Annotated in this window: 15 protein-coding genes and 1 pseudogene; 10 read left to right on the top strand and 6 right to left on the bottom strand. The window is 70.6% G+C overall.

Translation table 11 applies throughout. The features are described 5' to 3' along the window. Window positions 1-130 precede the first annotated feature (130 nt). Both treS and ACIO1C_RS23075 read right to left on the bottom strand, forming a co-directional pair. Entirely contained in the window at window positions 131-1,855 is a 1,725-nt protein-coding gene (gene treS / locus ACIO1C_RS23080; protein WP_401866396.1) for a maltose alpha-D-glucosyltransferase, read from the bottom strand. Beyond that, on the bottom strand, window positions 1,852-3,840 hold the full coding sequence (locus tag ACIO1C_RS23075; RefSeq protein ID WP_401866866.1) for a maltotransferase domain-containing protein: 1,989 nt from the start codon (window positions 3,838-3,840) through the stop codon (window positions 1,852-1,854). The genes treS and ACIO1C_RS23075 overlap by 4 nt, the downstream gene beginning before the upstream one ends. A gap of 520 nt (window positions 3,841-4,360) precedes the next feature. Between ACIO1C_RS23075 and glgP the strand changes: the two genes are divergently transcribed. From glgP to ACIO1C_RS23055, 4 genes and pseudogenes are all read left to right on the top strand, one after another. Continuing rightward, window positions 4,361-7,069: an alpha-glucan family phosphorylase gene (glgP, locus tag ACIO1C_RS23070; RefSeq protein ID WP_401866394.1), complete on the top strand. Its 2,709-nt coding sequence runs from the start codon at window positions 4,361-4,363 to the stop codon at window positions 7,067-7,069. 183 nt (window positions 7,070-7,252) lie between these two features. Continuing rightward, window positions 7,253-8,482, top strand: a pseudogene (locus ACIO1C_RS23065) (alginate lyase family protein); the annotation flags it as partial. Beyond that, window positions 8,483-8,929, top strand: coding sequence for a ricin-type beta-trefoil lectin domain protein (locus ACIO1C_RS23060; protein ID WP_401866864.1), 447 nt, complete (start codon window positions 8,483-8,485; stop codon window positions 8,927-8,929). It abuts the pseudogene before it with no gap. A gap of 177 nt (window positions 8,930-9,106) precedes the next feature. After that, window positions 9,107-10,351, top strand: coding sequence for an alginate lyase family protein (locus tag ACIO1C_RS23055; RefSeq protein ID WP_401866392.1), 1,245 nt, complete (start codon window positions 9,107-9,109; stop codon window positions 10,349-10,351). 113 nt (window positions 10,352-10,464) lie between these two features. Here the strand turns inward: ACIO1C_RS23055 and ACIO1C_RS23050 are convergent, their stop codons facing one another. The 4 genes from ACIO1C_RS23050 to glgX form a co-directional block, all read right to left on the bottom strand. Continuing rightward, window positions 10,465-12,498 (bottom strand): M4 family metallopeptidase, encoded by a 2,034-nt coding sequence (locus ACIO1C_RS23050; protein WP_401866390.1) that lies wholly within the window; start codon window positions 12,496-12,498, stop codon window positions 10,465-10,467. 424 nt (window positions 12,499-12,922) lie between these two features. Next, the gene (locus ACIO1C_RS23045; protein ID WP_401866863.1) at window positions 12,923-14,773 is read right to left on the bottom strand and encodes an ABC transporter ATP-binding protein; all 1,851 of its coding nucleotides are present in this window, start codon (window positions 14,771-14,773) and stop codon (window positions 12,923-12,925) included. Between the two features lie 44 nt (window positions 14,774-14,817). Continuing rightward, entirely contained in the window at window positions 14,818-16,695 is a 1,878-nt protein-coding gene (locus tag ACIO1C_RS23040; RefSeq protein WP_401866388.1) for an ABC transporter ATP-binding protein, read from the bottom strand. An 83-nt stretch (window positions 16,696-16,778) separates the two neighbouring features. After that, the gene (gene glgX, locus ACIO1C_RS23035; protein WP_401866861.1) at window positions 16,779-18,974 is read right to left on the bottom strand and encodes a glycogen debranching protein GlgX; all 2,196 of its coding nucleotides are present in this window, start codon (window positions 18,972-18,974) and stop codon (window positions 16,779-16,781) included. 342 nt (window positions 18,975-19,316) lie between these two features. Here glgX and ACIO1C_RS23030 point away from each other — a divergent pair, with 342 nt between their 5' ends. The 6 genes from ACIO1C_RS23030 (at window position 19,317) to ACIO1C_RS23005 (ending at window position 24,764) form a co-directional block, all read left to right on the top strand. Then, window positions 19,317-20,537, top strand: coding sequence for an Ig-like domain-containing protein (locus ACIO1C_RS23030; RefSeq protein ID WP_401866386.1), 1,221 nt, complete (start codon window positions 19,317-19,319; stop codon window positions 20,535-20,537). 144 nt (window positions 20,538-20,681) lie between these two features. Next, window positions 20,682-21,971: an Ig-like domain-containing protein gene (locus ACIO1C_RS23025; protein ID WP_401866859.1), complete on the top strand. Its 1,290-nt coding sequence runs from the start codon at window positions 20,682-20,684 to the stop codon at window positions 21,969-21,971. Between the two features lie 111 nt (window positions 21,972-22,082). Next, window positions 22,083-22,853, top strand: a complete 771-nt coding sequence (locus tag ACIO1C_RS23020) for an enoyl-CoA hydratase/isomerase family protein (protein WP_401866385.1) — start codon at window positions 22,083-22,085, stop codon at window positions 22,851-22,853. Between the two features lie 255 nt (window positions 22,854-23,108). After that, window positions 23,109-23,621 carry an ATP-binding protein gene (locus ACIO1C_RS23015; RefSeq protein ID WP_401866383.1) on the top strand — a complete coding sequence of 171 codons (513 nt, stop codon included), beginning with the start codon at window positions 23,109-23,111 and terminating at the stop codon, window positions 23,619-23,621. Between the two features lie 183 nt (window positions 23,622-23,804). Then, entirely contained in the window at window positions 23,805-24,446 is a 642-nt protein-coding gene (locus ACIO1C_RS23010) for an ADP-ribosyltransferase (protein ID WP_401866381.1), read from the top strand. 102 nt (window positions 24,447-24,548) lie between these two features. Then, window positions 24,549-24,764, top strand: coding sequence for an EF-hand domain-containing protein (locus tag ACIO1C_RS23005; protein ID WP_161309364.1), 216 nt, complete (start codon window positions 24,549-24,551; stop codon window positions 24,762-24,764). Window positions 24,765-24,933 lie beyond the last annotated feature (169 nt).

Genomic DNA, 24,933 nt, shown 5'->3' with positions numbered 1-24,933 from the left:
TCTGCTGTCCGGCTGTGCGGGACGTGTCGGGTGACGATGATCCGTACGGACTCGATTCCGTACGCGTCGGACGTGGGGAACGTGCCCCGTGCGGGGCGGTGGAAACCGCCCCGCACGTCATCCGGTCGCGTCAGCTCGACGCGACATCCTTCCTGAGCCTGAACCAGTAGAAACCGTGCCCCGCCAGCGTGAGCAGGTAGGGCCACTCGCCGATGGCGGGGAAACGCACCCCACCGATCAGCTCCACCGGGTGCCGCCCGCTGAACTCCTTGAGATCGAGCTCGGTGGGCTGGGCGAACCGCGAGAAGTTGTGGACGCACAGGACGAGGTCGTCGCCCTTGCCGTCCTGGGAGGGCGCCTCCCGCAGGAACGCCAGCACCGCCGGGTTCGACGACGGCAGCTCCGTGTACGAGCCGAGCCCGAAGGCCGGGTTCTGCTTGCGGATCTCGATCATCCGGCGGGTCCAGTGCAGCAGCGAGGACGGCGAGGCCATCGACGCTTCCACATTGGTGACCTGGTACCCGTAGACCGGGTCCATGATCGTCGGGAGGTAGAGCCGGCCGGGGTCGCTGGACGAGAATCCCGCGTTCCGGTCGGGGGTCCACTGCATCGGGGTCCGTACGGCGTCCCGGTCACCGAGCCAGATGTTGTCGCCCATCCCGATCTCGTCCCCGTAGTAGAGGATCGGGGATCCCGGCAGCGACAGCAGCAGAGCCGTGAACAGCTCGATCTGGTTGCGGTCGTTGTCGAGCAGGGGGGCGAGGCGGCGCCGGATGCCGATGTTGGCGCGCATCCGGGGGTCCTTGGCGTACTCCGCGTACATGTAGTCGCGCTCTTCGTCCGTGACCATCTCGAGTGTCAGCTCGTCGTGGTTGCGGAGGAAGATGCCCCACTGGCAGTTCGTAGGGATCGCGGGGGTCTTCGCCAGGATTTCCGAGACCGGGTAGCGGGACTCCCGCCGTACGGCCATGAAGATCCGCGGCATCACGGGGAAGTGGAAGGCCATGTGGCACTCGTCGCCGCCCTTGGCGTAGTCACCGAAGTAGTCGACGACGTCCTCGGGCCACTGGTTGGCCTCGGCGAGCAGCACCGTGTCGGGGTAGTGCGCGTCGATCTCCTTGCGCACCCGCTTGAGGAAGGCGTGGGTGGCCGGGAGGTTCTCGCAGTTGGTGCCTTCCTTCTGGTAGAGGTACGGCACGGCGTCCAGCCGGAAGCCGTCGATGCCCAGGTCCAGCCAGAAGCGCAGCGCGGAGATGATCTCCTCCTGCACGGCCGGGTTCTCGTAGTTGAGGTCCGGCTGGTGCGAGAAGAAGCGGTGCCAGTAGTACTGCTTGCGCACCGGGTCGAAGGTCCAGTTGGAGGTCTCCGTGTCGACGAAGATGATCCGGGCGTCCTGGTACTGCTTGTCGTCGTCGGCCCAGACGTAGTAGTCGCCGTACGGTCCGTCGGGGTCCTTGCGGGACTCCTGGAACCAGTCGTGCTGGTCGCTGGTGTGGTTCATGACGAAGTCGATGACCACACGCATGCCGCGCTGGTGCGTGGCATCGACGAACTCCACGAAGTCGGCGAGATCGCCGAACTCGGGGAGGACGGCGGTGTAGTCGGAGACGTCGTAGCCGCCGTCGCGCAGCGGCGACTTGAAGAACGGCGGCAGCCAGAGGCAGTCGACACCGAGCCATTGGAGGTAGTCCAGCTTGGCGGTGATGCCCTTGAGATCACCGATGCCGTCTCCGTTGCTGTCCTGGAACGAACGCACCAGAACCTCGTAGAAGACGGCTCGTTTGAACCAGTCGGGATGACGGTCCTGGGCCGGGGTGTCCTCGAACGTGTCGTGGACGGGCTCGTTGACGATCATGATGTGGGTGACCCTCCGATCGGCGGGGACGGTCGCAGGACCACGACGTGCGCGGGCGTGACGCCCGGCTCTAGGCGCACGTAGTTGGCCCTGCCCCAGTGATAGGTCTCGCCGGTGAGCTCGTCGCGCACCGGGACGGTCTCGTGCCATTCGAGGCCGAGCCGCTCCATGTCCAACGAGACCGTCGCCTCCTGGGTGTGGTGAGGGTCGAGGTTGACGACCACCAGAACGATGTTCGAGCCCGCCCGCTTGCTGTACGCGATGACCGCGTCGTTGTCGGCATCGTGGAAGTGGATGTCGCGCAGCTGTTGCAGCGCGGGGTGCCGTCGTCTGATCCGGTTGAGCGTGGTGATCAGCGGCGCGATCGTACGGCCTTCACGCTCGGCCGCCTCCCAGTCCCGGGGCCTCAGCTGGTACTTCTCGGAGTCACGGTACTCCTCGCTGCCCGGCTTGGCGGGGGTGTTCTCGCAGAGTTCATATCCCGCGTACACACCCCACGACGGCACCATCGTCGCGGCGAGCACCGCGCGCACCTCGAACGCGGGCCTCCCGCCCTCCTGGAGATAGGCGTGGAGGATGTCAGGAGTGTTCACGAAGAAGTTCGGACGCATGTACGCGGAGGTCTCGCGGGACAGCTCGACCAGGTAGTCCGTCAGCTCCTGCTTGCCGGTCCGCCAGGTGAAATACGTATACGACTGCTGGAAGCCGACCGCCGCCAGCGTGCGCATCATCGCGGGGCGGGTGAACGCCTCGGCGAGGAAGATGACATCGGGGTCGGTGCGGTTGATGTTGTTGATCACCTTCTCCCAGAAGAGCACCGGCTTCGTGTGCGGGTTGTCGACGCGGAAGATCCGTACCCCGTGGGACATCCAGTACCGCAGCACGCGCACGGTCTCCCGGACCAGGCCGCGCAGGTCGCTGTCGAAGGCGATCGGGTAGATGTCCTGGTACTTCTTCGGGGGGTTCTCGGCGTAGGCGATGGAGCCGTCCGCGCGGTGGTGGAACCACTCCGGCTTCTTCACGACCCAGGGGTGGTCGGGGGAGCACTGGAGGGCGAAGTCGAGCGCGACCTCCATGCGCAGGGTGCGCGCCGTCTCGACGAAGTGGTCGAAGTCCTCGATCGTGCCGAGGTCGGGGTGGATCGCGTCGTGGCCGCCGTCGGGCGAGCCGATCGCCCAGGGCACGCCGACGTCCTCAGGACCCGGGGTGAGGGTGTTGTTGGGGCCCTTGCGGTGGGTGGTGCCGATGGGGTGGACCGGGGGCAGATAGACGACGTCGAACCCCATCGCGGCGACCGCGGGCAGCCGTTCGGCGGCGGTACGGAAGGTGCCGCTGACGGGCGGCTCGCCCTCCTTCACCACCGCGCCCTCGGAGCGCGGGAACAGCTCGTACCAGGAACCGAACAGGGCCCGCTTGCGCTCGACCAGCAGGCGCGCGGGGCGCGAGGAGGTGACCAGCTCGCGCAGCGGGTGACGGCCGAGCGCGGCGGTGGCGTCCTGGGAGAGGGCGGCGGCCAGCCGGGCCCCGGCGGGGCGGCCCCGGTCGCGCAGCGCGTCGACGGCGGCGAGCACGGCCTCCCGGCCGTCCTTCTTCGGTACGCCGACGGCGGCGCGCTCGAAGAGGTCGGCCCCCTCGGCGAGGACCAGTTCGGTGTCGATGCCCGCCGGGATCTTGATCCCGGCGGTGTGGCGCCAGGTCGCGACGGGGTCGCTCCAGGCCTCCACGGTGTAGGTCCAGCGGCCTTCCTCGGTGGGGGTGACCTCGGCGCCCCAGCGGTCGGTGCCGGGGGCGAGCTCGTGCATGGGGGTCCACGGGCCGGGGCGGCCCGATGGATCCGTGAGGACGACATTGGCCGCCACCGCGTCATGGCCCTCGCGGAAGACGGTGGCGGTGACCTGGAAGGTTTCACCGCTCACCGCCTTCGCGGGGCGTTTGCCGCAGTCGACGAGCGGATGGACGTCCAGGACGGGAATGCGACCAATCAGCGGTTTCACTGGATCACCTGGGTGCTGTGCGGGCGTGACAGGCAGGGCGGGTGCTTCGGGTGGTACGGGTGGTCTGGTGGAAGGGGTGGTTGAAACGGGGGGAACTGGGGGAACGGGGGGAACGGGCGATGTGGAAGAGGACCTGTGGGGGCTCCGTAAGTTCTGTGGTCTTTTGGGATGTTTTACCGTTCTTTGTAGCTGCTCGGTCGGCGACTGAGAGGCTGCGGGCATGTCGGCTCCCGTCCGCGTTCACTCGAATAGCGCTGGATCGTGTGCCGTACGTACCGCATGAGCCTTCCCAATATTTTCCGCCGGACAATCTGTTCGCGCGTATCTCCTACGTCATCAGCAGATGAACGGCTACCCTCTCCACCCCCTCCGGCCACCTCCTCAGGGGGGCGCACACGTTCAATGCGCCGTGGTTGGAACGGGGGGCGTACGGCTACCGTCGGGGGGACGGTGGGACGCACATCGTCGTGTGTCCCCTCTGGCCCGTACGTCCCCTGCGAAGGTGGAGCACGTGAAGGCAATCCGTCGGTTCACCGTCCGCCCCGTCCTGCCCGACCCGCTGCGACCACTCGGCGACCTGGCGCGCAATCTGCGCTGGTCCTGGCACACCGAGACCCGAGAGCTCTTCGAGTCCGTCGACCCCGCCGGCTGGCGGGAGGCCGACGGCGACCCCGTGCGGTTCCTCGGGGGCGTCTCCGCGGCGCGCCTCGCCGAGCTGGCCGAGGACCGCGCCTTCCTGCGCACCCTGAGCGCCGCGGCCGCCGACCTCGACACGTATCTGCACGGCCCCCGCTGGTACCAGGAGAGCGACGGAGGCGGCGGAGAGCTGCCCGCCGCCGTCGGCTACTTCTCGCCCGAGTTCGGCGTCACCGCCGCGCTGCCGCAGTACTCGGGCGGGCTCGGCATCCTCGCCGGCGACCACCTCAAGGCCGCCAGCGACCTCGGCGTACCGCTGATCGGCGTAGGCCTGCTCTACCGGCACGGATACTTCCGGCAGTCCCTCTCCAGGGACGGCTGGCAGCAGGAGCAGTACCCCGTCCTCGATCCGAACGAGCTGCCGCTGACCCTCCTGCGCGAGGAGGACGGCACCCCCGCGCAGGTGGCCCTCACCCTGCCGGGACACCGCACCCTGCGCGCCTGCGTCTGGCAGGCGCAGGTGGGCCGGGTCCCGCTGCTGATGCTCGACTCGGACGTCGAGGAGAACGGCCCCGGCGAGCGGAACGTCACCGACCGGCTCTACGGAGGCGGCAGCGAGCACCGGCTGCTCCAGGAGATGCTGCTCGGCATCGGCGGGGTGCGCGCGGTGCGTACGTACTGCCGGCTCACCGGCCACGCCGCGCCCGAGGTGTTCCACACCAACGAGGGGCACGCCGGCTTCCTCGGCCTGGAGCGCATCCGTGAACTCGCGGACACCGGGCTCGCGTTCGACGCGGCCCTGGAGGCCGTCAGGGCCGGTACGGTCTTCACCACCCACACGCCCGTGCCCGCCGGCATCGACCGCTTCGACCGCTCGCTCGTCGCCCACCACTTCGGCGACGACGGCGAGCTGCCCGGGGTGGACGCCGAGCGCATCCTCGCCCTCGGCCTGGAGACCTATCCGGGCGGCCAGCCCCACCTCTTCAACATGGCCGTGATGGGGCTGCGGCTCGCCCAGCGGGCCAACGGGGTCTCCACCCTGCACGGCGCCGTCAGCCGCGAGATGTTCTCCGGGCTGTGGCCGGGCTTCGACCCGGAGGAGGTGCCGATCGGCTCCGTGACCAACGGCGTGCACGCGCCGACCTGGGTCGCGCCCGAGGTCGCCCGGCTGGGCGCCGAGCGGGTCGGCGCCGAACGGGCCGAACACGCGCTGTCCGTGGGCGGTTCGCCCCGCTGGGACTCGGTGGAGGACATCCCGGACGGCGACATCTGGGCCGTACGGAGGTCGCTGCGCGGGCAGTTGGTCGAGGAGGTACGGGACCGGCTGCGCGCGTCCTGGCTCCAGCGGGGCGCGGCGGAGGCCGAACTGGGCTGGATCGACGGCGTGTTGGACCCGGATGTCCTGACCATCGGCTTCGCCCGCCGGGTCCCCTCGTACAAACGCCTCACACTGATGCTGCGCGACCGCGACCGGCTCAGGGCGATGCTGCTCCACCCGGAGCGGCCCGTCCAGATCGTCGTGGCGGGCAAGGCGCATCCGGCGGACGACGGCGGCAAGCGGCTGGTGCAGGAGCTGGTGCGGTTCGCCGACGATCCGCGGGTGCGCCACCGCATCGTCTTCCTGCCCGACTACGGCATGCGGATGGCGAAGAAGCTCTACCCGGGCTGCGACGTCTGGCTGAACAACCCGCTGCGCCCGCTGGAGGCGTGCGGGACCAGCGGGATGAAGGCCGCGCTCAACGGCTGTCTCAACCTGTCGGTGCTGGACGGCTGGTGGGACGAATGGTTCGAGCCGGACTTCGGGTGGGCCATCCCGACGGCGGACGGGGTGACCGCCGACGAGAACCGCAGGGACGACCTGGAGGCGGGCGCGCTCTACGAGCTGATCGAGGACCGGGTCGCGCCGCGTTTCTACGACCGGGACGGGCGGGACGGCCGCGACGGCCGGGACGGCGGCGGGGAAAGTGTCGGCGGTGGCGGCGAGGGTCTGCCGGGCCGGTGGATCGAGATGGTCCGGCGCACCCTGGTCACGCTGGGGCCGAAGGTGCTCGCGGGGCGGATGGTCCGTGACTACGTGGAGCGGCTGTACGCGCCCGCCGCCCGCGCCCACCGCGCCCTGGACGCCGCCACCGCCACCGAACTGGCCGAGTGGAAGGGCCGGGCGCGGGCGCTGTGGCCCCGGGTCTCGGTGGACCACGTCGAGACGGTCCCGTCCGCCACGGCCTCGGTGGAGACCACGGCCGGCGGCACGGCGGAGCTGGGCTCGACCCTCGCCCTGCGCGTCCGGATCGGCCTCGGCGACCTGCGCCCCGACGAGGTGGAGGTGCAGGCGGTGGCCGGGCGGGTCGGCTCCGACGACGCGATCGCGGACGCGCAGACCTTCCCGCTCAAGCCGGCCGGCGGCCCCGATGCCGAAGGCCGCTGGGTGTACGAGGGGCCGCTCGCCCTGGACCGTACGGGCCCGTACGGCTACACGGTCCGGGTCCTGCCGGCGCACCCGCTGCTCGCCACGAGCGCGGAGCTGGGGCTGGTCGCCCTGCCCGCGGAGGCGGCGGGGGACGGCGCGGGGGTGCTGATGCGCTGACGCGTGGGTTTCTGAGTCGTAGCTGGTCAGGGCCGGGTTCCCAGGAGCCCGGCCCTCGGCGTGCACACAGCGGGCCCATAGGTCTAGACCTTGACGTGCTCATGAGGATCGCTTTACGTTCAGCGTTCAACAAGGGTTCCCCACCCTGGTTACCTGGTTACGCCGACCGGAAGGCATCCCCCCATGCGTCCTCGGATCATCCCCAGAGTCCTCGGACTCGCCGCCGCCCTGACCGCGGTGACCGTCACCGCCCTCATGGCGCCGGCCGCCGCCACGCCCGTGAAGGCGGCCCCCGCCGCGGCCCCGGCCGTCGCCGCCGCGCCCGCCGTCTTCACCCACCCCGGGGTGAACCTCAGCACCGCCCAGCTCGACTTCGTCCGCGGCAAGGTGCAGGCCGGGGCGCAGCCCTGGAAGGCCGCGTACGACCAGATGATGGCGAGCAAGTACGCCTCCCTGACCCGTACCGCCAAACCCCGCGCGATCGTGGAGTGCGGGCCGGTCTCCAACCCCAACAACGGCTGCACGGACGAGCGGGAGGACGCGATCGCCGCGTACACCGACGCCCTCGCCTGGTACATCACGCGCGACGAGCGCTACGCGCGCAAGTCCATCGAGCTGATGGACGCCTGGTCCAACTCGATCCAGAACCACACCAACGACAACGCGCCGCTCCAGACCGGCTGGGCCGGCTCGTCCTGGCCCAAGGCCGCCGAGATCATCAAGTACGCCTACGGCAACTGGCCCAACTCCGCCCGCTTCTCCACCATGTTGCGCAACGTCTACCTCCCCAGGCTGGTGAACGGCTCCAACCGCACCGGGAACTGGGACCTGACCATGCTGGAGGCGGCGGTCAGCATCTCCGTCTTCCTTGAGGACAGGGCGGGTTACGACCGCGCGATCGGGCACTACCTGGAGCGCGTCCCCGCCTTCGTCTACCTCTCCTCGGACGGCGCGCTGCCGAGGACCGTGGCGAGCCAGAACCTCACCACCCGGGACCAGATCGTCGGATTCTGGTTCGGCGCCAACACCTTCGGCTCCACGATGAACGGTCTCACCCAGGAGACCTGCCGGGACTTCGTCCACACCGGTTACGGCATCTCGTCCATCTCGCACGTCGCGGAGACCGCCCTCCTCCAGGGGCAGGACCTCTACCCGCAGGTCGGCGAGCGGCTGCGGCAGGCGCTCGGCTTCCAGGCGAAGTACGAACTCCAGGCCGAACCCGTCCCGGCCGGCCTGTGCGGGGGCTCGCTCACCCGCGGGCTCGCGGCGGTCACCGAAGTCGGCTTCAACGCCCTGCACACCCGCCAGGGCATCGCGATGGCCAACACCCAGACGCTCACCGAGCGGCAGCGGCCCTCCGGCACCAACAACCTGTTCGTCGCCTGGGAGACCCTGACCAACGCCGAGAACCCGGTGGTCCCCGGCCCCGGCGGCGGCACGCCGCCCACCGACCCGCCCACCGACCCGCCCACGTCGCCGAGCGGGCGGATCACCGGCTACGGCGGCAAGTGCGCGGACATCAACGCGGCCAGTTCCGCCAACGGCACGGCCGTGCAGATCTATGACTGCAACGGCAGCTCCGCCCAGACCTGGACCGTGTCCCAGGACGGCACGATCCGGGGGCTCGGCAAGTGCCTCGACGTGGCCGCGGCCGGCACGGCCAACGGGACGGCGGTGCAGATCTACGACTGCAACGGCACCGGTTCGCAGCAGTGGCAGAAGGCCGCGAACGGCACCCTGGTCAACCCGCAGTCCGGGCGCTGCCTGGACGTGACGGGGCCCAGCACCGCCAACGGCACCAAGCTCCAGATCTGGAGCTGCGCGGGCGCGGCTAACCAACTGTGGCAGCTGCCGGTCTGATCGGGGGGCCATGTGATCGGTCCACGGATGTGGACCGATCAATCGGCATAGGTCCAGACCTTGACGTGTTCATGCGTTGGTTCTAAGTTCCTCGTTCCAACAGGGTTCACAACTTCACCCAGCGTTCACATGGGTGAACCGAGTTGAGGACCTCCACTGACCCGGAAGGCCCCCCACATGCGCCCCGGACCCATCGCGAGAGTCCTCGGACTCTCCGCCGCCCTGGCCGGCGTCACCGCCGGCGTCTTCATGGCTCCCGCCTCCGCCGCCAAGGCCCCGGAGGAGGTGAAGGCCGCGGTCGCCGCCCCGGCCGTCGCCGCCGCTCCGGCGACCTTCACGCACCCGGGCGTGAACCTCAACACCGCCCAGCTCGACTTCATCCGGAGCAAGGTGCAGGCCGGGGCGCAGCCCTGGAAGGCCGCGTACGACCAGATGGTCGCGAGCAAGTACGCGTCCCTGTCCCGTACGGCCAAGCCCCGCGCCACCGTCGAGTGCGGCTCGTACTCCAATCCCAACAACGGCTGCACGGACGAGCGTGAGGACGCGATCGCCGCGTACACCGACGCGCTGATCTGGTACATCACGCGCAACGACGCCTACGCGCAGAAGGCGATCCAGCTCATGGACGCCTGGTCCGGCACCATCAAGGACCACACCAACTCCAACGCGCCGCTCCAGACCGGCTGGGCCGGCTCCTCCTGGCCCAAGGCCGCGGAGATCATCAAGTACGTGCGCGGCAACTGGGCCAACTCGGGCCGGTTCGACACGATGCTGCGCAACGTCTACCTGCCGAAGCTCCTCGCCGGTTCCAACTCCAATGGGAACTGGGAGCTGACGATGGTGGAGGCGTCCACCAGCATCGCCGTCTACCTCAACGACAAGGGCGCTTACGACAGTTCGATCAGCCGCTACCTGACCCGGGTGCCGGCCTACATCTACCTGGCGTCGGACGGCGCGCTGCCGAAGACGGTCCCGAGCCAGAACCTCAACACCACGGCGAAGATCGTCAGTTACTGGCAGGGCCAGAGCACGTTCGGCTCGGCGATGACGGGTCTCACCCAGGAGACCTGCCGGGACTTCGTCCACACCGGTTACGGCATCTCGTCGGTCTCGCACGTCCTGGAGACCGCGCGCCTCCAGGGCCAGGACCTGTACCCGCAGGTCGGCGAGCGGCTGCGGCAGGCGCTGGGCTTCCAGTCCCGGTACGAGATCCAGGCGCAGCCCGTCCCGTCCAACCTGTGCGGCGGCAGTGTGGTCCGCGGCCTCGGCCCGATCACCGAGGTCGGGTTCAACACCCTGAACACGCTCCACGGTGTGGCGATGGCCAACACCCAGACGCTCACCGAGCGGCAGCGTCCTTCCGGGACGAACAACCTGTTCGTCGCGTGGGAGACCCTGACGAACGCGGGCAACCCCAACTAGCCCGTACCGGCGGTCCGTACCGGCGCCCTACGCACAACAAAGTGCCGCCCGGAGTGATCACACTCCGGGCGGCACTGTTGTTCAGGCGGTGCGGGTCAGGCCGTGGGCCCGGGTCAGAACTGGAGCTTGAAGCTGTTGATCCGGCCGGTGTCCGCCGCCGCGACGTCCTGGACCTTGAGCTTCCAGGCACCATTGGCGACCTCCGAGGAGGCGTTCACGGTGTACGTCTCGACCACGTTGTCCGCCGAGTCGCCGCTGCTGGCCGGCTTGACACGGTAGGCCGTGCCGTCCGGGGCCACCAGGTCGATGACCAGGTCACCGCGCCAGGTGTGCGTGATGTCCACGCTGACCTGGAGGTTGGTGGGCGCGTTGCCCGCGATGCCGGTGACGTTGACCGTCGAGGTCACCGCGGCGCCGTTGTCCGGGATGGCGACCTGGGTGGTGGACTCGAAGACCTTGCTCGGGTCCGGCGGCGGGGTGCCCGAGCGGGTGCCGACGGCGATGGCGGCCCAGGCGTCCTGCACGGCCTTGTACTCGACGCTGCTCGTGCCGCCGTAGAGGTCACTGGCGACCGCGAGTGTGCCGGTACGGGCGGCCGCGTAGTTCGTGGAGGTGGTGAACTTCGTGGAGAGCGCCTTGAACCAGATCTGCTCGGCCTTGGCCCGGCCGATGCCGGTCACCGGCAGGCCGTCCGAGGTCGGCGAGTCGTAGGTGACGCCGTTGATGGTCTTGACGCCGCTGCCCTCGGAGAGCAGGTAGAAGAAGTGGTTCGCCGGACCCGAGGAGTAGTGGACGTCGATGCCGCCGAGGCCCGAGTACCACGAGTCCTTGGACGCGCCGTCCTTGCTCGGCTTGTCCATGTAGCGCAGCGGGGTGCCGTTGCCGTTGATGTCGATCTTCTCGCCGACCAGGTAGTCCGCGGGGTCCGCGGGCTGGTTGGAGTAGAACTCGACGGCCGCGGCGAAGATGTCGGAGGTGGCCTCGTTGAGGCCGCCCGACTCACCGCTGTAGATCAGGCCGGCGGTGTTGGCGGTGACGCCGTGGGACATCTCGTGGGCCGCCACGTCGATGGACGTGAGGGGCTTCGCGTTGCCCGAGCCGTCGCCGTACGTCATGCAGAAGCAGCTGTCCTGCCAGAACGCATTGACGTAGTTGTTGCCGTAGTGCACGCGGGAGTACGCGCCGACTCCGTCACCGCGGATGCCGGTGCGCCCGTGCACGTTCTTGAAGTAGTCCCACGTCTCCGCGGCACCGTAGGCGGCGTCGGCGCCCGCGGTCTCCAGGTTGGAGGCGACGCCGTTGCCCCAGACGTCGTCAGGACCCGAGAAGAGCGTGCCGGTGCCCGACGTACCCCGGTTGAGGTTGTACGTCTTGTGGTTGCCGCGCGTGGAGTCGGTCAGGTTCCAGGTCGAGCCCGACTGGACGGACCCGAGGGTGACCTGACCGCTGTACTGCGTGTTGCCCACGCCGTTCTCGACGCCCTGCCACTCGAAGATCTTCTTGCCGGTGGCGGCGTCCGTGACCACGTGCAGCTCGTTCGGGGTCCCGTCCTCCTGGAGCCCGCCGACGACCGTCTCGTACGCCAGGGTCGGGGTGCCCTGGGCGGCCCAGACGACCTTGCGCGGGGCGCGGTCGGCGGCGGTCTTCTTCGAACCGTCCGCCACGGCGAGGCCGAGGGCCTGCTTCTCGGCGACGGCCGGAGTGACGTCCGCGGAGGTGTCGACGTTCTTCAGGACGGCCTTCGACGCCTTCGTGACCGACTCGGTCTTCCCCGCCTTCGTCTCCTGGACGACGAGGTCACCGCCGAGGACCGGCAGGCCCGCGTAGGTGCGCTCGTAGCGGGTGTGCGTGGTGCCGTCGACGTCCTGCACGACGTCACGGACCGCGAGCTTCTCCTGTGCGCCCAGGCCGAGCGTCTTGGCGGTGTCCGCCTTGGACGCGTCGGCCGCCTTTATCAGCGCGGTGCGCTGGGCGGGGGAGAGATCGCGCGGCAGCGCACCGGGGTCCGCCTTGCCGGCGACCGGTGCCTTGGGGGCGCTGTCGGGCTGTGCGGTGGCGGTGCCTGCCTGCACACCGACGGTGAGAAGAGCTGCTGCGGCGATCAGAGCGCCGGTCGCGGTGGCACGACGGCTGGGCGTGGGTCTCACGCGAACTCCTTCTGCGATGGGGGTGACGGGCCGCACGGTGAGCAGCCCGGGCAGAGCTAGCGGAGCGAATGCTGCGGTACGAGTGGGGCTGTACCGGTGGTGCGGAGAACGGGGGAAGAGTCGCAGCCGTGACACCCGTCTGTCAGGACCGCGTCAAGAAGTTGGCCGGAAATCGTCCGGTGCCCGAAAGGCCCTGTTCGTTAAGCGGACGTTTCGCCGGTGATCACCGCGATGCCGCCGCGGGTTCTCCCCGCCCCGACCTGCCGGACTTCGTCCCGGCCAAACTCGAATGTGTCATCGATGAACACAGTGTTGACCACGTGAAAGCGAACGCACGCACGGCCGACTCGAACTGTGGCGCATTCCATGCCCTGAACCGGACGCCGGGAGGGCGGGCCCGGCTGCCCGGGCCGGCCCGCCCGCCTCACGCCAGGCTGTCGCGCCACGCGCGGTGCAGGCCCGCGAAGCGGCCCGTGCCCGCGATCAGGTCCGCCGGGCGGCCGTCCTCGACCACGCGGCCGTGTTCCATCACCAGGACCCGGTCCGCGATCTCGACCGTCGAGAGGCGGTGGGCGATCACCACCGCCGTACGGCCGTGCAGGACCGTGTCCATCGCGCGCTGCACCGCCCGCTCGCCCGGGATGTCCAGCGAGCTGGTCGCCTCGTCGAGGATCAGCACCGCCGGGTCGGCGAGCAGGGCCCGCGCGAAGGCGACCAGTTGGCGCTGACCGGCGGAGATGCGGCCGCCCCGCTTGCGGACGTCCGTGTCGTAGCCGTCCGGCAGCGTCGCGATGAACTCGTGCGCCCCGATGGCCTTCGCCGCCCCCTCGATGTCCTCGCGGGTCGCGTCCGGGCGGCCGATCGCGATGTTCTCCGCGACCGTGCCGGAGAACAGGAACGCCTCCTGCGTCACCATCACGACCCCGCGCCGCAGTTCGGGGGTGTCCAGCTCGCGCAGGTCGACCCCGTCGAGCAGGACGCGGCCCTCCGTCGGGTCGTAGAAGCGCGCCAGCAGCTTGGCCAGCGTGGACTTGCCCGCGCCCGTCGAGCCGACCACCGCGACCGTCTGGCCCGCCGGGAGGGTCAGGTCGAAGCGCGGCAGGATCTCCCCGCCCGTACGGTACGAGAAGCTCACCCCGTCGAAGACGACCTCGCGGCCGGGCAGATCGCCGGCGCGCGCGGGCAGCGGACGCGGCGAGGACGCCTCCGGCACCGAGGGCGTCTGGGCCAGCAGCCCCGCGATCTTCTCCAGGGAAGCGGCCGCCGACTGGTACGAGTTGAGGAACATCCCGAGCCGGTCGATCGGGTCGTACAGCCGCCGCAGGTAGAGCACCGCCGCGGCCAGCACCCCGAGCGCCAGCGTGCCGTCCGCCACCCGGTACGCGCCCCAGAGCACGATCCCGGCGACGGCCACGTTCGCGACGAGCCGGGAGCCGATCACGTAACGGGCCATCTCCAGCAGGGCGTCGCCGTTGCTGAGCCGGTGGCGGTCGTTGAGCCGCTCGAAGTCCGCGTCGTTGGCGCGCTCGCGCCGGAAGGCCTGCACCGGCCTGATGCCGTTCATCGTCTCCGCGAACTTCACGATGACGGCGGCGATCGCGGTCGAGCGGATGCCGAAGATACGGCCCGCCCGCTTCTGGTAGAGCCGTACCAGCAGATACAGCGGCACGAACGAGACCACGGCCAGCGCGCCCAGCCCCAGGTCCAGGTAGAGCAGCATCGCCGAGATGTAGACGAACGCCAGCACCACCGCGATGAGTTCCTGGAGGCCCTCGCTGAGCAGCTCCCGCAGCGACTCCACGTCCGTGGTCGACCGGGAGATCAGCCGGCCCGAGGTGTAGCGCTCGTGGAAGTCCACACTCAGCGCCTGGGCATGGCGGAAGATCCGGCCGCGCAGGTCGAGGAGCACGTCCTGGTTGATCCGCGCGGAGGCCAGGATGAACGCCCACTGGAAGCCGCCCGAGCCCAGCGCGCAGATGAGATACCCGGCGCCCACGGCGACGACGGGACCGTGGTCGCCGTCCCGGAACGCCGGCACCCCCCGGTCGATGGCGTACGCGACGAGCAGCGGGCCCGCCTGGGACGCGGCCTGCTGGAGCAGCAGGAGCAGCGCGGCCACGATCACCCGGGGGCGGTGGGCGCGCAGCAGCGAGCGCAGCAGGGTGCCGGTGGCGCGCGGGGGAGCGGGCAGGGCGTCACGGTCGAAGGGGTCGCCGGACGACGGGGCCTCCCCGGGGGAGAGCGGGGCGTCGGCGGCAGTGGCGGCAGTGTTCATGGGCTTCCCGCCGCCCGCGTCCGTACCGGTCGTGGTGGGCGTACTCATCGCGCGTTCTCCTCCGCGGCCTCAACAGCCTCAATGGCCTCAGCGGCCTCGACAACCTCAGCGGCCTGTGCCGCCTCCAGCGCTTCGGCGCTCCCCGGCGCGTTGGCGCCCGACATCAGCCACGCGTACTCCTCACTGCTCCGCAGCAGCTCCTGATGCGTGCCGACCGCCGTGATCCGGCCCCCCGAGATCAGCGCCACCCGGTCGGCCAGCAGCACCGTCGACGGCCGGTGCGCCACCACCAGCGCGGTCGTCTCCCGCAGCACCCGCCGCAGGGCCGCCTCCACCAGCGCCTCCGTGTGCACGTCCAGCGCCGAGAGCGGGTCGTCCAGCACCAGGAAGCGCGGCCGTCCCACCACCGCCCTGGCCAGCGCGAGCCGTTGGCGCTGGCCACCGGAGAGGCTGTGCCCCTGCTCGCCGACCTGGGTCGCCGTACCCTCCGGCAGATCCTTCACGAACCCGGCCTGGGCCACGTCCAGCGCCCGCCCCAGAGCCTCCTCGCTCGCGCCCTCGGCGCCCATCAGCACGTTCTCCCCGACACTCGCCGAGAACAGCGTCGGCTCCTCGAACGCCACCGACACCAGCTCCCGCAGCCGCGCGCGCGGCATCAGCCCGACGTCCTGGCCGTCGAGCGTGATCCGCCCCGCCGTCACCTCGTGCAGCCGCGGGACCAGCGCGGTGAGCGTCGTCTTGCCGGAACCGGTCGCCCCGACCAGCGCCATCGTCTCGCCCGGCCTGATGTGCAGGTCGATCCGGTCCAGTACGGACACGGAGTCCGCCTCGGCGTCGGGATAGCGGAACGACACCCCCTGGAACCGCAGCCCGCCCGCGCCCTCCGGCGCCGCGCTCCCGCTGCCCGCCGCGTCCGCGTCGTCCTCGACCTCTTCCGGTACGTCCATCACCTCGAAGAAGCGCTCGGTGGCCGTCGCCGACTCCTGGCTCATCGCCAGCAGGAACCCCATCGACTCCACCGGCCACCGTAGCGCCAGCGCCGTCGAGAGGAACGCCACCAGCGTGCCCGCCGACAGATCACCGTCCGCCACCTGGATCGTGCCCAGCACCAGGGCCGCGCCGATGGCCAGCTCCGGAAGCGTCATGATCAGCGCCCAGATGGCGGCCAGCAGCCGTGCCTTGGCCAGCTCGGTGGTCCGCAGCTTCCCGGCGAGCGTGTGGAAGGCGCGGGACTGGCTGCGGTGCCGGCCGAAGCCCTTGATGATCCGGATGCCGAGCACACCCTCCTCGACCACCGTCGTCAGATCCCCGACCTGGTCCTGCGCCCGGCGCGCGACGGATGTGTACCGCGACTCGAAGAGCGAGCAGAGGATCACCAGCGGCACGACGGGAGCCAGCAGCACCAGCCCGAGCGACCAGTCCTGCATGAGCAGGATCACGAAGCCGGCCAGGATCGTGACCGTGTTGACCACCAGGAAGGTCAGCGGGAACGCGAAGAACATCCGCAGCAGCATCAGGTCCGTCGTACCGCGCGAGAGCAGCTGCCCCGACGGCCAGCGGTCGTGGAAGGCGACCGGGAGCCGTTGCAGGTGACGGTAGAGGTCGGCGCGCATCGACGCCTCGACCGCGGCCAGCGGACGCGCCACCAGCCAGCGCCGGAACCCGAACAGCACCGCCTCGGCGATCCCGAGGAGCAGCAGGTACAGCGCCCCCAGCCAGATGCCGCCGGTGTCCCGGTCGGTGACCGGGCCGTCCACCATCCACTTGAGGATCAGGGGGAAGACCAGGCCGAGACAGGATGCGACGATCGCGACAAAAGCCGCACTGGCGAGGCGGTGGCGTACGGGTCGCACGTAGGGCCACAGTCGCAGCAGGGACTGTGCGGTGGACCGTTCCTTGGTGGCTGCATGTTTTTCGGGCATCAGGGGCGAGCCTACGGTTCACCACTGACATCGCTCATGTGGTTTTCCCGACACCCGCCCCCCCGCCGGGGCCCCGCGCGTCCTCAGGCGCCGGGGTCCGGCTCCGCCCGTACCCGGAACAGCAGCACCGACCTCCCCGGCAGCGTCACTCCCGCCCCCGCCTCGTGGACCGTGCCAGGCTCCTCCGTCTGCTCCTCCAGCGAGGTGTCCACGACCAGTTCGTACGCCTCCGCCCACGGCGGCCCCGGCAGCACGAACTCCACCGGCCCGGGTCCCGCGTGCAGGACCGTGAGGAAGCTGTCGTCCGTGATCTTCTCGCCCCGCGCGTCCCGCCCCGGGATGTCCCGCCCGGAGAGGAAGAGCCCGAGCGTCGAGGCCGGCGCGTACCAGTCGCCGTCCGTCATCTCCGTACCGTGCGGGGTGAACCACGCGAGGTCCCGCAGCCCGTCGGGCGCCTGCGGCCGGCCGGAGAAGAAGGCGCGGCGGCGCAGGACGGGATGCGCGTGCCGCAGCGCCAGCAGCCGGCGGGTCAGCCGGTACAGGCCGTGCGCGCCCGGCTGGTCCAGCAGCGACCAGTCGAGCCAGCTGACCGCGTTGTCCTGGCAGTACGCGTTGTTGCTGCCCCCCTGCGTGCGGCCCATCTCGTCGCCCGCGACCAGCATCGGGACTCCCGTCGACACCAGCAGTGTGGTGAGCAGGTTGCGCAGCTGGCGCCGCCGCAGGGTGTTGACGGCCGGGTCGTCGCTCTCGCCCTCCACCCCGCAGTTCCAGGACCGATTGTCGTTGGTCCCGTCCCGGTTGTCCTCGCCGTTGGCCTCGTTGCGCTTGTGCTCGTACGACACCAGGTCGCGCAGGGTGAAGCCGTCGTGCGCGGTGATGAAGTTGACGGAGGCGTACGGCCGCCGGCCGCCCCACGCGTACAGGTCGCTGGACCCGGACAGCCGGTAGCCGAGATCCCGTACGTCGGGCAGCGCGCCGCGCCAGAAGTCCCGTACGGCGTCGCGGTACCGGTCGTTCCACTCCGTCCACAGCGGCGGGAAGGCCCCCACCTGGTAGCCGCCGTTGCCGACGTCCCACGGCTCGGCGATCAGCTTCACCCGGCGCAGCACCGGGTCCTGGGCGATCACCGCGAGGAACGGCGACAGCATGTCGACGTCGTGCATGGAGCGGGCCAGGGCCGCCGCCAGGTCGAAGCGGAAGCCGTCGACGCCCATCTCCGTCACCCAGTAGCGCAGTGAGTCGGTGATCAGGCGCAGGACCTGCGGCTGGACCACGTGGAGGGTGTTGCCGCAGCCGGTGTAGTCCGTGTAGCTGCGGGGGTCGGACTGGAGGCGGTAGTACCCGCGGTTGTCGATGCCCCGCAGGGAGAGGGTCGGGCCGTGCTCGCCGGCCTCGGCGGTGTGGTTGTAGACCACGTCGAGGATCACCTCGATGCCCGCCGCGTGCAGGGCGCGCACCATCTCCTTGAACTCCTCGACCTGCTGGCCCCGGGTACCGCCCGCCGCGTAGCCCGCGTGCGGGGCGAAGTAGCCGATCGAGTTGTAGCCCCAGTAGTTGTGCAGGCCCCGGCGCAACAGATGGTCCTCGTGGGCGAACTGGTGCACCGGGAGCAGCTCGACGGCGGTCACGCCGAGCCGCTGGAGGTGGTCGATCGCGGCGGGATGGGCCAGGCCCGCGTACGTGCCGCGCAGCTCCTCCGGGATGCCGGGGTGGAGCTTGGTGAAGCCCTTCACGTGCAGTTCGTAGATGACGGAGTCGGCCCAGGGGGTCTTCGGGCGCCGGTCGTCGGCCCACTCGTCGTCGGGCGCGTCGTCGTGGACGACGACCCCCTTGGGGACGTACGGGGCGGAGTCGCGTTCGTCGCGGACGGTGTCGGCCACCTGCTGCTGCGGCCAGTCGCGCACATGGCCGTAGACCTCGGGCGGCAGCCGGAAGTCGCCGTCGACCGCGCGGGCGTACGGGTCGAGCAGCAGCTTCGCCGGGTTCCAGCGGGCGCCGGTCCAGGGGTCCCAGCGGCCGTGGACCCGGAAGCCGTACCGCTGGCCCGGGCGGACACCGGGCACGAAGCCGTGCCAGATCTCATGGGTCAGCTCGGTCAGCGGCAGCCGCGTCTCGATCGTCCCCGGACCGCGCGGGCCGTCGTCGAAGAGGCACACCTCGACGGCCTCGGCGCCCCCGGCCCAGAGCGCGAAGTTGGTGCCCGCGACGCCGTCGGGCCCGACGCGGTAGCGCGCCCCGAGGGGGGTGGCCGCCCCGGGCCACACGTCCGGACGGCGTATCCCGGTCCTGGCGCGGAGGTCGTCGACGGCGACGGCGAGGGCGGCCCCGTTCCCGTTCCCGGCCCCGTCTCCGTCGAACGCCTCCGTGCCGGTGCCGGCCTCTGTCTGTTTCCCCGTCCCCGTCCCCGTCCCCGCTCTCTCCCGCTCCCGCACCGACTCCTGCACTGCCTTCTGCTCGGCTGCGCTCGCCACCTGACCGGCCTCCCGCGGCTCGTCGGCCTCGCGGATCGGTGCGCACGGCGTCCCGGCCGTGGCTCTCCTCGCGTGGTCCTCCCTCTGTTCTTCCCTCATGAGACCCCGCCCTCACGTTTCCCCCGGAGGGGGGTGGTCGTTGGGCGGGACGTGAGACACGTACTGAAGCGGGCAGGGACCGGCGCGGCCGTCGCTCTGGCAGGAGCAGGACTGGTGGCGGCCCTCGCCGGGCTCGTGGGATGCACCGGTGGCGGGGGACCGCCCGAAGGGAAGTCGGGGGCTCCGGGGGACACGATCCGGATCACCCCCGAGGACGGGGCGACGTCCGTCCGGGTGTCCGGGCGGATCGAGGTGAGGGTTCCCGACGGCCGTATCCAGCGCGTCACGGTCGCGCGGGTCGAGGACGGCCGGCGCACCGAGCTGCCGGGCCGTATCTCCCAGGACGGCCGGTCCTGGCGTCCGGGCGGCGGCGCGCGCGTCGCGCCCTCGGCCAAGTACAGCGTCGACGCGGTGGCCGTGGACGGGGCGGGCCGGCGCTCCGCCCGGCACACCACGTTCACGACGGCCGTCCCCAAGGACCGCTTCATCGGCTACTTCTCGCCCGAGAACCGCTCCACCGTCGGCGCCGGGATGATCGTCTCCTTCGACTTCAACCGGACGATCCGGGACCGCGCGGCCGTCGAGCGGGCCATCGAGGTCACCGCCGACCCGCCGGTGGAGGTCGTCGGCCACTGGTTCGGCGACGAGCGGCTCGACTTCCGGCCACGGGAGTACTGGGCCCCCGGCACCGAGGTCACCGTCGCGGTGCGGCTGCGGGACGTCGAGGCCGCGCCGGGTGTCCTCGGCATCCAGGAGCGGACGACCGGCTTCACCGTGGGCCGCTCGCAGATCTCCCTCGTGGACGCGGAGAAGCACACGATGGAGGTACGGCGGGACGGCGAGCTGATCTCGACCCTGCCGATCACGGCGGGCGCCGCCAAGACCCCCACGTACAACGGGAAGATGGTGGTCACGGAGTTGCACGACGTCACACGCATGGACGGCAGGACGGTCGGCTTCGGCGGGGAGTACGACATCAAGGACGTGCCGCACGCGATCCGGCTGACGACCTCCGGCACCTTCCTGCACGGCAACTACTGGGCCGCGCCGGGCACGTTCGGCTCCGCCAACGTCAGCCACGGCTGTGTCGGACTGCTGGACGTCAAGGGCGGCGGCGAGGAGACCCCGGCGGGGTGGTTCTTCGACCGGACCCTGATCGGTGACGTCGTGGAGGTCGTCCGCTCACGTGACCGGATCGTGGCTCCCGACAACGGACTTGGCGGCTGGAACATGGACTGGACGGAGTGGAGGAAGGGCTCCGCACTCCGCTGACCTGCACCCGTTGGGACGGAACGGTGACAATCACGAGATCTTCCCCATGCACGCGATGTGATTGTCTGACGCTGGGCGCGGGCAATCGGCGCGCGAGAGTGCGGGCCGTGGCGGGGCCAGGCCGTGCGAGGGGAGACGACCATGGTGAACGGCTTGCCGATATCGCGGACATCGGCTGGACCGGTCCACGGGCCACAGGGCCGGGGACAGGACGGACGGCGGGGACGCGGGAAGCGCGGACTGCTGGCGCTGGCGCTGGGAGGAGTGCTCCTGGTGGTCACCGCGTGCGGCGGCGGGGACGACGCCGCCGACAAGGGCGCCTCCGGTGAGAAGGGCGGCGCCAAGGGCGCGGCGGCGGTGGCGAACGCGGCGTCCGTCGCGGTCGTGACGGTCGCGCCGAAGGACGGCTCCAAGGCGGTCGCGACGACGGGGGTCCTCAAGGTCTCCGCCGACAAGGGCAAGTTGACCTCGGTCACCGTCAAGGACGACAAGGGCAACGTGGTCGAGGGGAAGACGACCCCCGACGGCGCCGACTGGGAACCGACCCAGCACCTCGCCGGCTCGACCAAGTACAAGGTGCACGCGATAGCCAAGGACGCCGAGGGCCGGGAGTCCGCCAAGGACACCACCTTCACGACACTCGTGCCGCAGAACACCTTCATCGGCCAGTACACGCCGGAGAACGGTTCGACCGTCGGCGTCGGCATGCCGGTCTCGATCAACTTCTCCCGGGGCATCACCGAGCCCGACGCCGTGGAGAAGGCCATCACGGTGACGGCGGAGCCGTCCGTACCGGTCGACGGACACTGGTTCGGCAACGACCGGCTGGACTTCCGGCCCGAGAAGTACTGGGCCGCGGGCACGAAGGTGACCGTCAAGCTCAACCTCGACGGGGTCGAGGGACGCCCGGGGGTCTACGGCGAGCAGGCCAAGTCGTTCTCGTTCACCATCGGCCGCAGCCAGGTCTCGACGGTCGACGCGAGCGCCCACACGATGAAGGTCGTGCGGGACGGCAAGCAGATCAAGAACATCCCGATCACCGCGGGCGCGCCGTCGACCACCACGTACAACGGCCAGATGGTGATGAGTGAGAAGTACGAGGTCACGCGGATGAACGGCGCGACCGTCGGCTTCGGCGGCGAGTACGACATCAAGGACGTGCCGCACGCGATCCGGCTGTCCACCTCGGGCACCTTCGTACACGGCAACTACTGGGCGTCCTCGGGGACGTTCGGCTCCGCCAACGTCAGCCACGGCTGCGTGGGGCTGCGGGACGTCAGGGGCGGCGGCAAGAACGGCACGCCGTCCGCGTGGTTCTTCGAGCAGTCGATCATCGGCGACGTGGTGATCGTCAAGAACTCCAAGGACAAGCAGATCGCCCCGGACAACGGCCTCAACGGCTGGAACATGTCCTGGGCGGAGTGGACGAAGTAGGTCCCCTCCCCGTCCGTACGACCTGAACGCACCACCTGAACGGCCGGGCCCGGCGCACTGTGACCAAGTGCACCGGGCCCGCCGCCGTTAATCCCCGTTAACCTGCCACCCATGGCTACCGTGAACCTCGAAGTCTCCGACGGCGTCGGCACGATCCGGCTCGACCGTCCCCCGATGAACGCGCTGAACGCCTCGATCCAGGACCGGCTGCGCGAGCTGGCCGAGGAGGCCGGCCGGCGCGACGACGTACGCGCCGTGATCCTGTACGGCGGCGAGAAGGTCTTCGCGGCCGGCGCCGACATCAAGGAGATGCGGGACATGGACCACGCGGCCATGGTCCTGCGCTCCCGGGCCCTCCAGGAGGCGTTCACCGCCGTCGCCCGCATCCCCAAGCCCGTCGTCGCGGCCGTCACCGGCTACGCGCTCGGCGGGGGCTGCGAACTGACACTCTGCGCCGACTACCGGATCGCCGCCGACAACGCGAAGCTCGGCCAGCCCGAGATCCTGCTGGGACTGATCCCGGGCGCCGGCGGCACCCAGCGGCTCGCCCGGCTGATCGGCCCCTCCCGCGCCAAGGACCTCATCTTCACGGGCCGTCAGGTACGGGCCGACGAGGCCCTCGCGATCGGTCTGGTCGACCGGGTGGTCCCGGCGGCCGAGGTGTACGAGCAGGCGCACGCCTGGGCCGCCGCGCTCGCCAAGGGGCCCGCGCTCGCGCTGCGCGCGGCCAAGGAGAGCGTGGACGCGGGTCTGGAGACGGACCTGGAGACGGGCCTCACGATCGAACGCACCTGGTTCGCAAGCCTGTTCGCGACCGAGGACCGGGAGCGCGGCATGCGCTCGTTCGTGGAGGACGGTCCCGGCAAGGCGCGGTTCGTCTGATCCCACGCTCCCGATCCCCTGTCCGTCAACCGTGTGCACGGCTTATCACAACCTTAAGAGAACCTTAAGGAAAATGCCGTGATCGCTGTTGGTGATCATCTGAACGCGGGTTGTCATCCCAGGTCAGAGGGGCTGTCGAGGACCGTCTGGTGCCTTAGGCATATGCCAGGCGGTCTGCCTGGAATGACTCATTCCGGGGGGTTGAATCCCCCGGAACGCCCCCGGAAAAGGCTCCGGGCGGCCATGATGGGAGACATGGCGGGCCTGGAGGGTGTGGAGCAGCCGCGGCAACGCGGCAGTGCGACCGCTGCGCGTTGGATTCCGGCCGCCGAGGACGAACAGGCGCTCAAAGCGCTGGAGTTGTACGGCAATCCGACGGACGGCGAGGTGCGGCTTCCCTCCCGCCCGGAGTCCGCCGCGGCGGCCCGCAGGATCACCCACAGTGTTGTGCTGCGGCAGTGGGCCCTCTCCCCGCAGACGGCCGAGCACGCGGTGCTGCTCGTCTCCGAACTCGTCGGCAACGCGGTGCGTCACACGGGCGCGCGGGTCTTCGGGTTACGCATGGTCCGTCGCCGTGGCTGGATCCGGATCGAGGTGCGCGACCCGTCGCGCGGACTTCCCTGTCTGATGCCGGTGCAGGAAATGGACACCAGCGGGCGCGGCCTCTTCCTGGTCGACAAGCTGTCCGACCGGTGGGGCGTGGACCTGCTGCCCCGGGGCAAGACCACCTGGTTCGAGATGCGCGTCGCCGACCGCCAGGCCCCCTGACACCCCCTCCGGCCCTTCCCTCCCCCCCTGCGGGCTCACTGCCCCGCCCCCCTCTCCCTGGGCCGCCCGGGTGACTTTCCCTGGCCGCAACTCGCCACTCGATGGCAGGAGTTCGACAGGGACACGCCGCCGTTCGGGTGACGGTCCCCCTACGGCCACCGTACGGGCGGGAGGGTGCTCCCCATGATCACCTCCCGTCTGCGGCGCCGGGCCGCCGCCCTCGCCCTGTCCGTCACCGCCGTACTGGTCCCCGCCTCGATCACCGAGGCCGCGCCCGCCGCCTCCCGTACCGCCGCTCCCGCCGCCGTGACCGCCGCCCCCGCCGCGACGGCGGCCCCCGCGTCCTGTCCCGTCCTCTACGACCCGCTCTTCGCCGCCGCGGACCGCCGGGTGGACCTGAGCCGGATCACTCCCGAGCCCGCGTGGCGCTCCGACTGCCGGCAGCTGTACCGCGCCGACGGCCGCGCGCCCGAGGTCGTCTTCGCCCAGGGCTTCCAGCCCAGGGCGCCGCTCGACGGGCAGTACGACGTCGAGAAGTACGTGCTCGTCAACCAGGACTCGCCGTACGTCTCCACCACCTTCGACCACGACCTGTACAAGCAGTGGGAGAGCGGCTTCAACTACTACGTCGACGCCCCCGGCGGCATCGACGTCAACAAGACCATCGGGGACACCCACAAGTGGGCGTCCCGGGAAGAGGTCGCCTTCCCCGGCGGCATCGCCCGCGAACGCATCATCGGCGCGTGCCCGGTGGACAGGAAGAGGAAGGTCGAGATCATGGCGGAGTGCGTGGACAACCCGCACTACCGCCCCTGGCGCGGCTGACCCGGGCGCGGCTGACCCCGCCGCGCGGGCTGCCGCCGTTCGGGTGAGTGCGGGCGGATAATCTGGGTCCGTCAACACAGCATGAACGAAGGGGCGGACACAGTGGCGGACATTGACGACGCGCGTAAGGCATTCGACCGGTTCGACGCCGACGGCGACGGGCTCATCACGGCCGTGGAGTACAAGAGCGCCATGGCGCAGCTCGGTGACTTCCACGTCACCGAGACCGTGGCGCAGGCCGTCATCAACGCCCATGACGCCAACGGCGACGGCCTGCTGACCTTCGACGAGTTCTGGGCCGCCCGCAAGGGCGAGTGACCCGCGTCGGGTGACCCCGCGTCGGGGGGGGGGGGGGGGGGGGGGGGGGGGGGGGGGGGCGGCCCCCCCCCCCCCGGGGGGGGGTGGGGGGGGGGGGGGGGGGGGGGGGGGGGGCGCGGCGGGCGGGGGGGGCGGGGGGGCGGGGGGCGGGGGGGGGGTCGGGGATGTC

This window comes from Streptomyces sp. NPDC087420, assembly GCF_044744165.1.
In the GTDB taxonomy this organism is placed as follows: Bacteria; Actinomycetota; Actinomycetes; order Streptomycetales; family Streptomycetaceae; genus Streptomyces.
The sequence above is the reverse complement of the archived record's forward strand: the minus strand, read 5'-3'. Positions and strand labels throughout refer to the sequence as shown.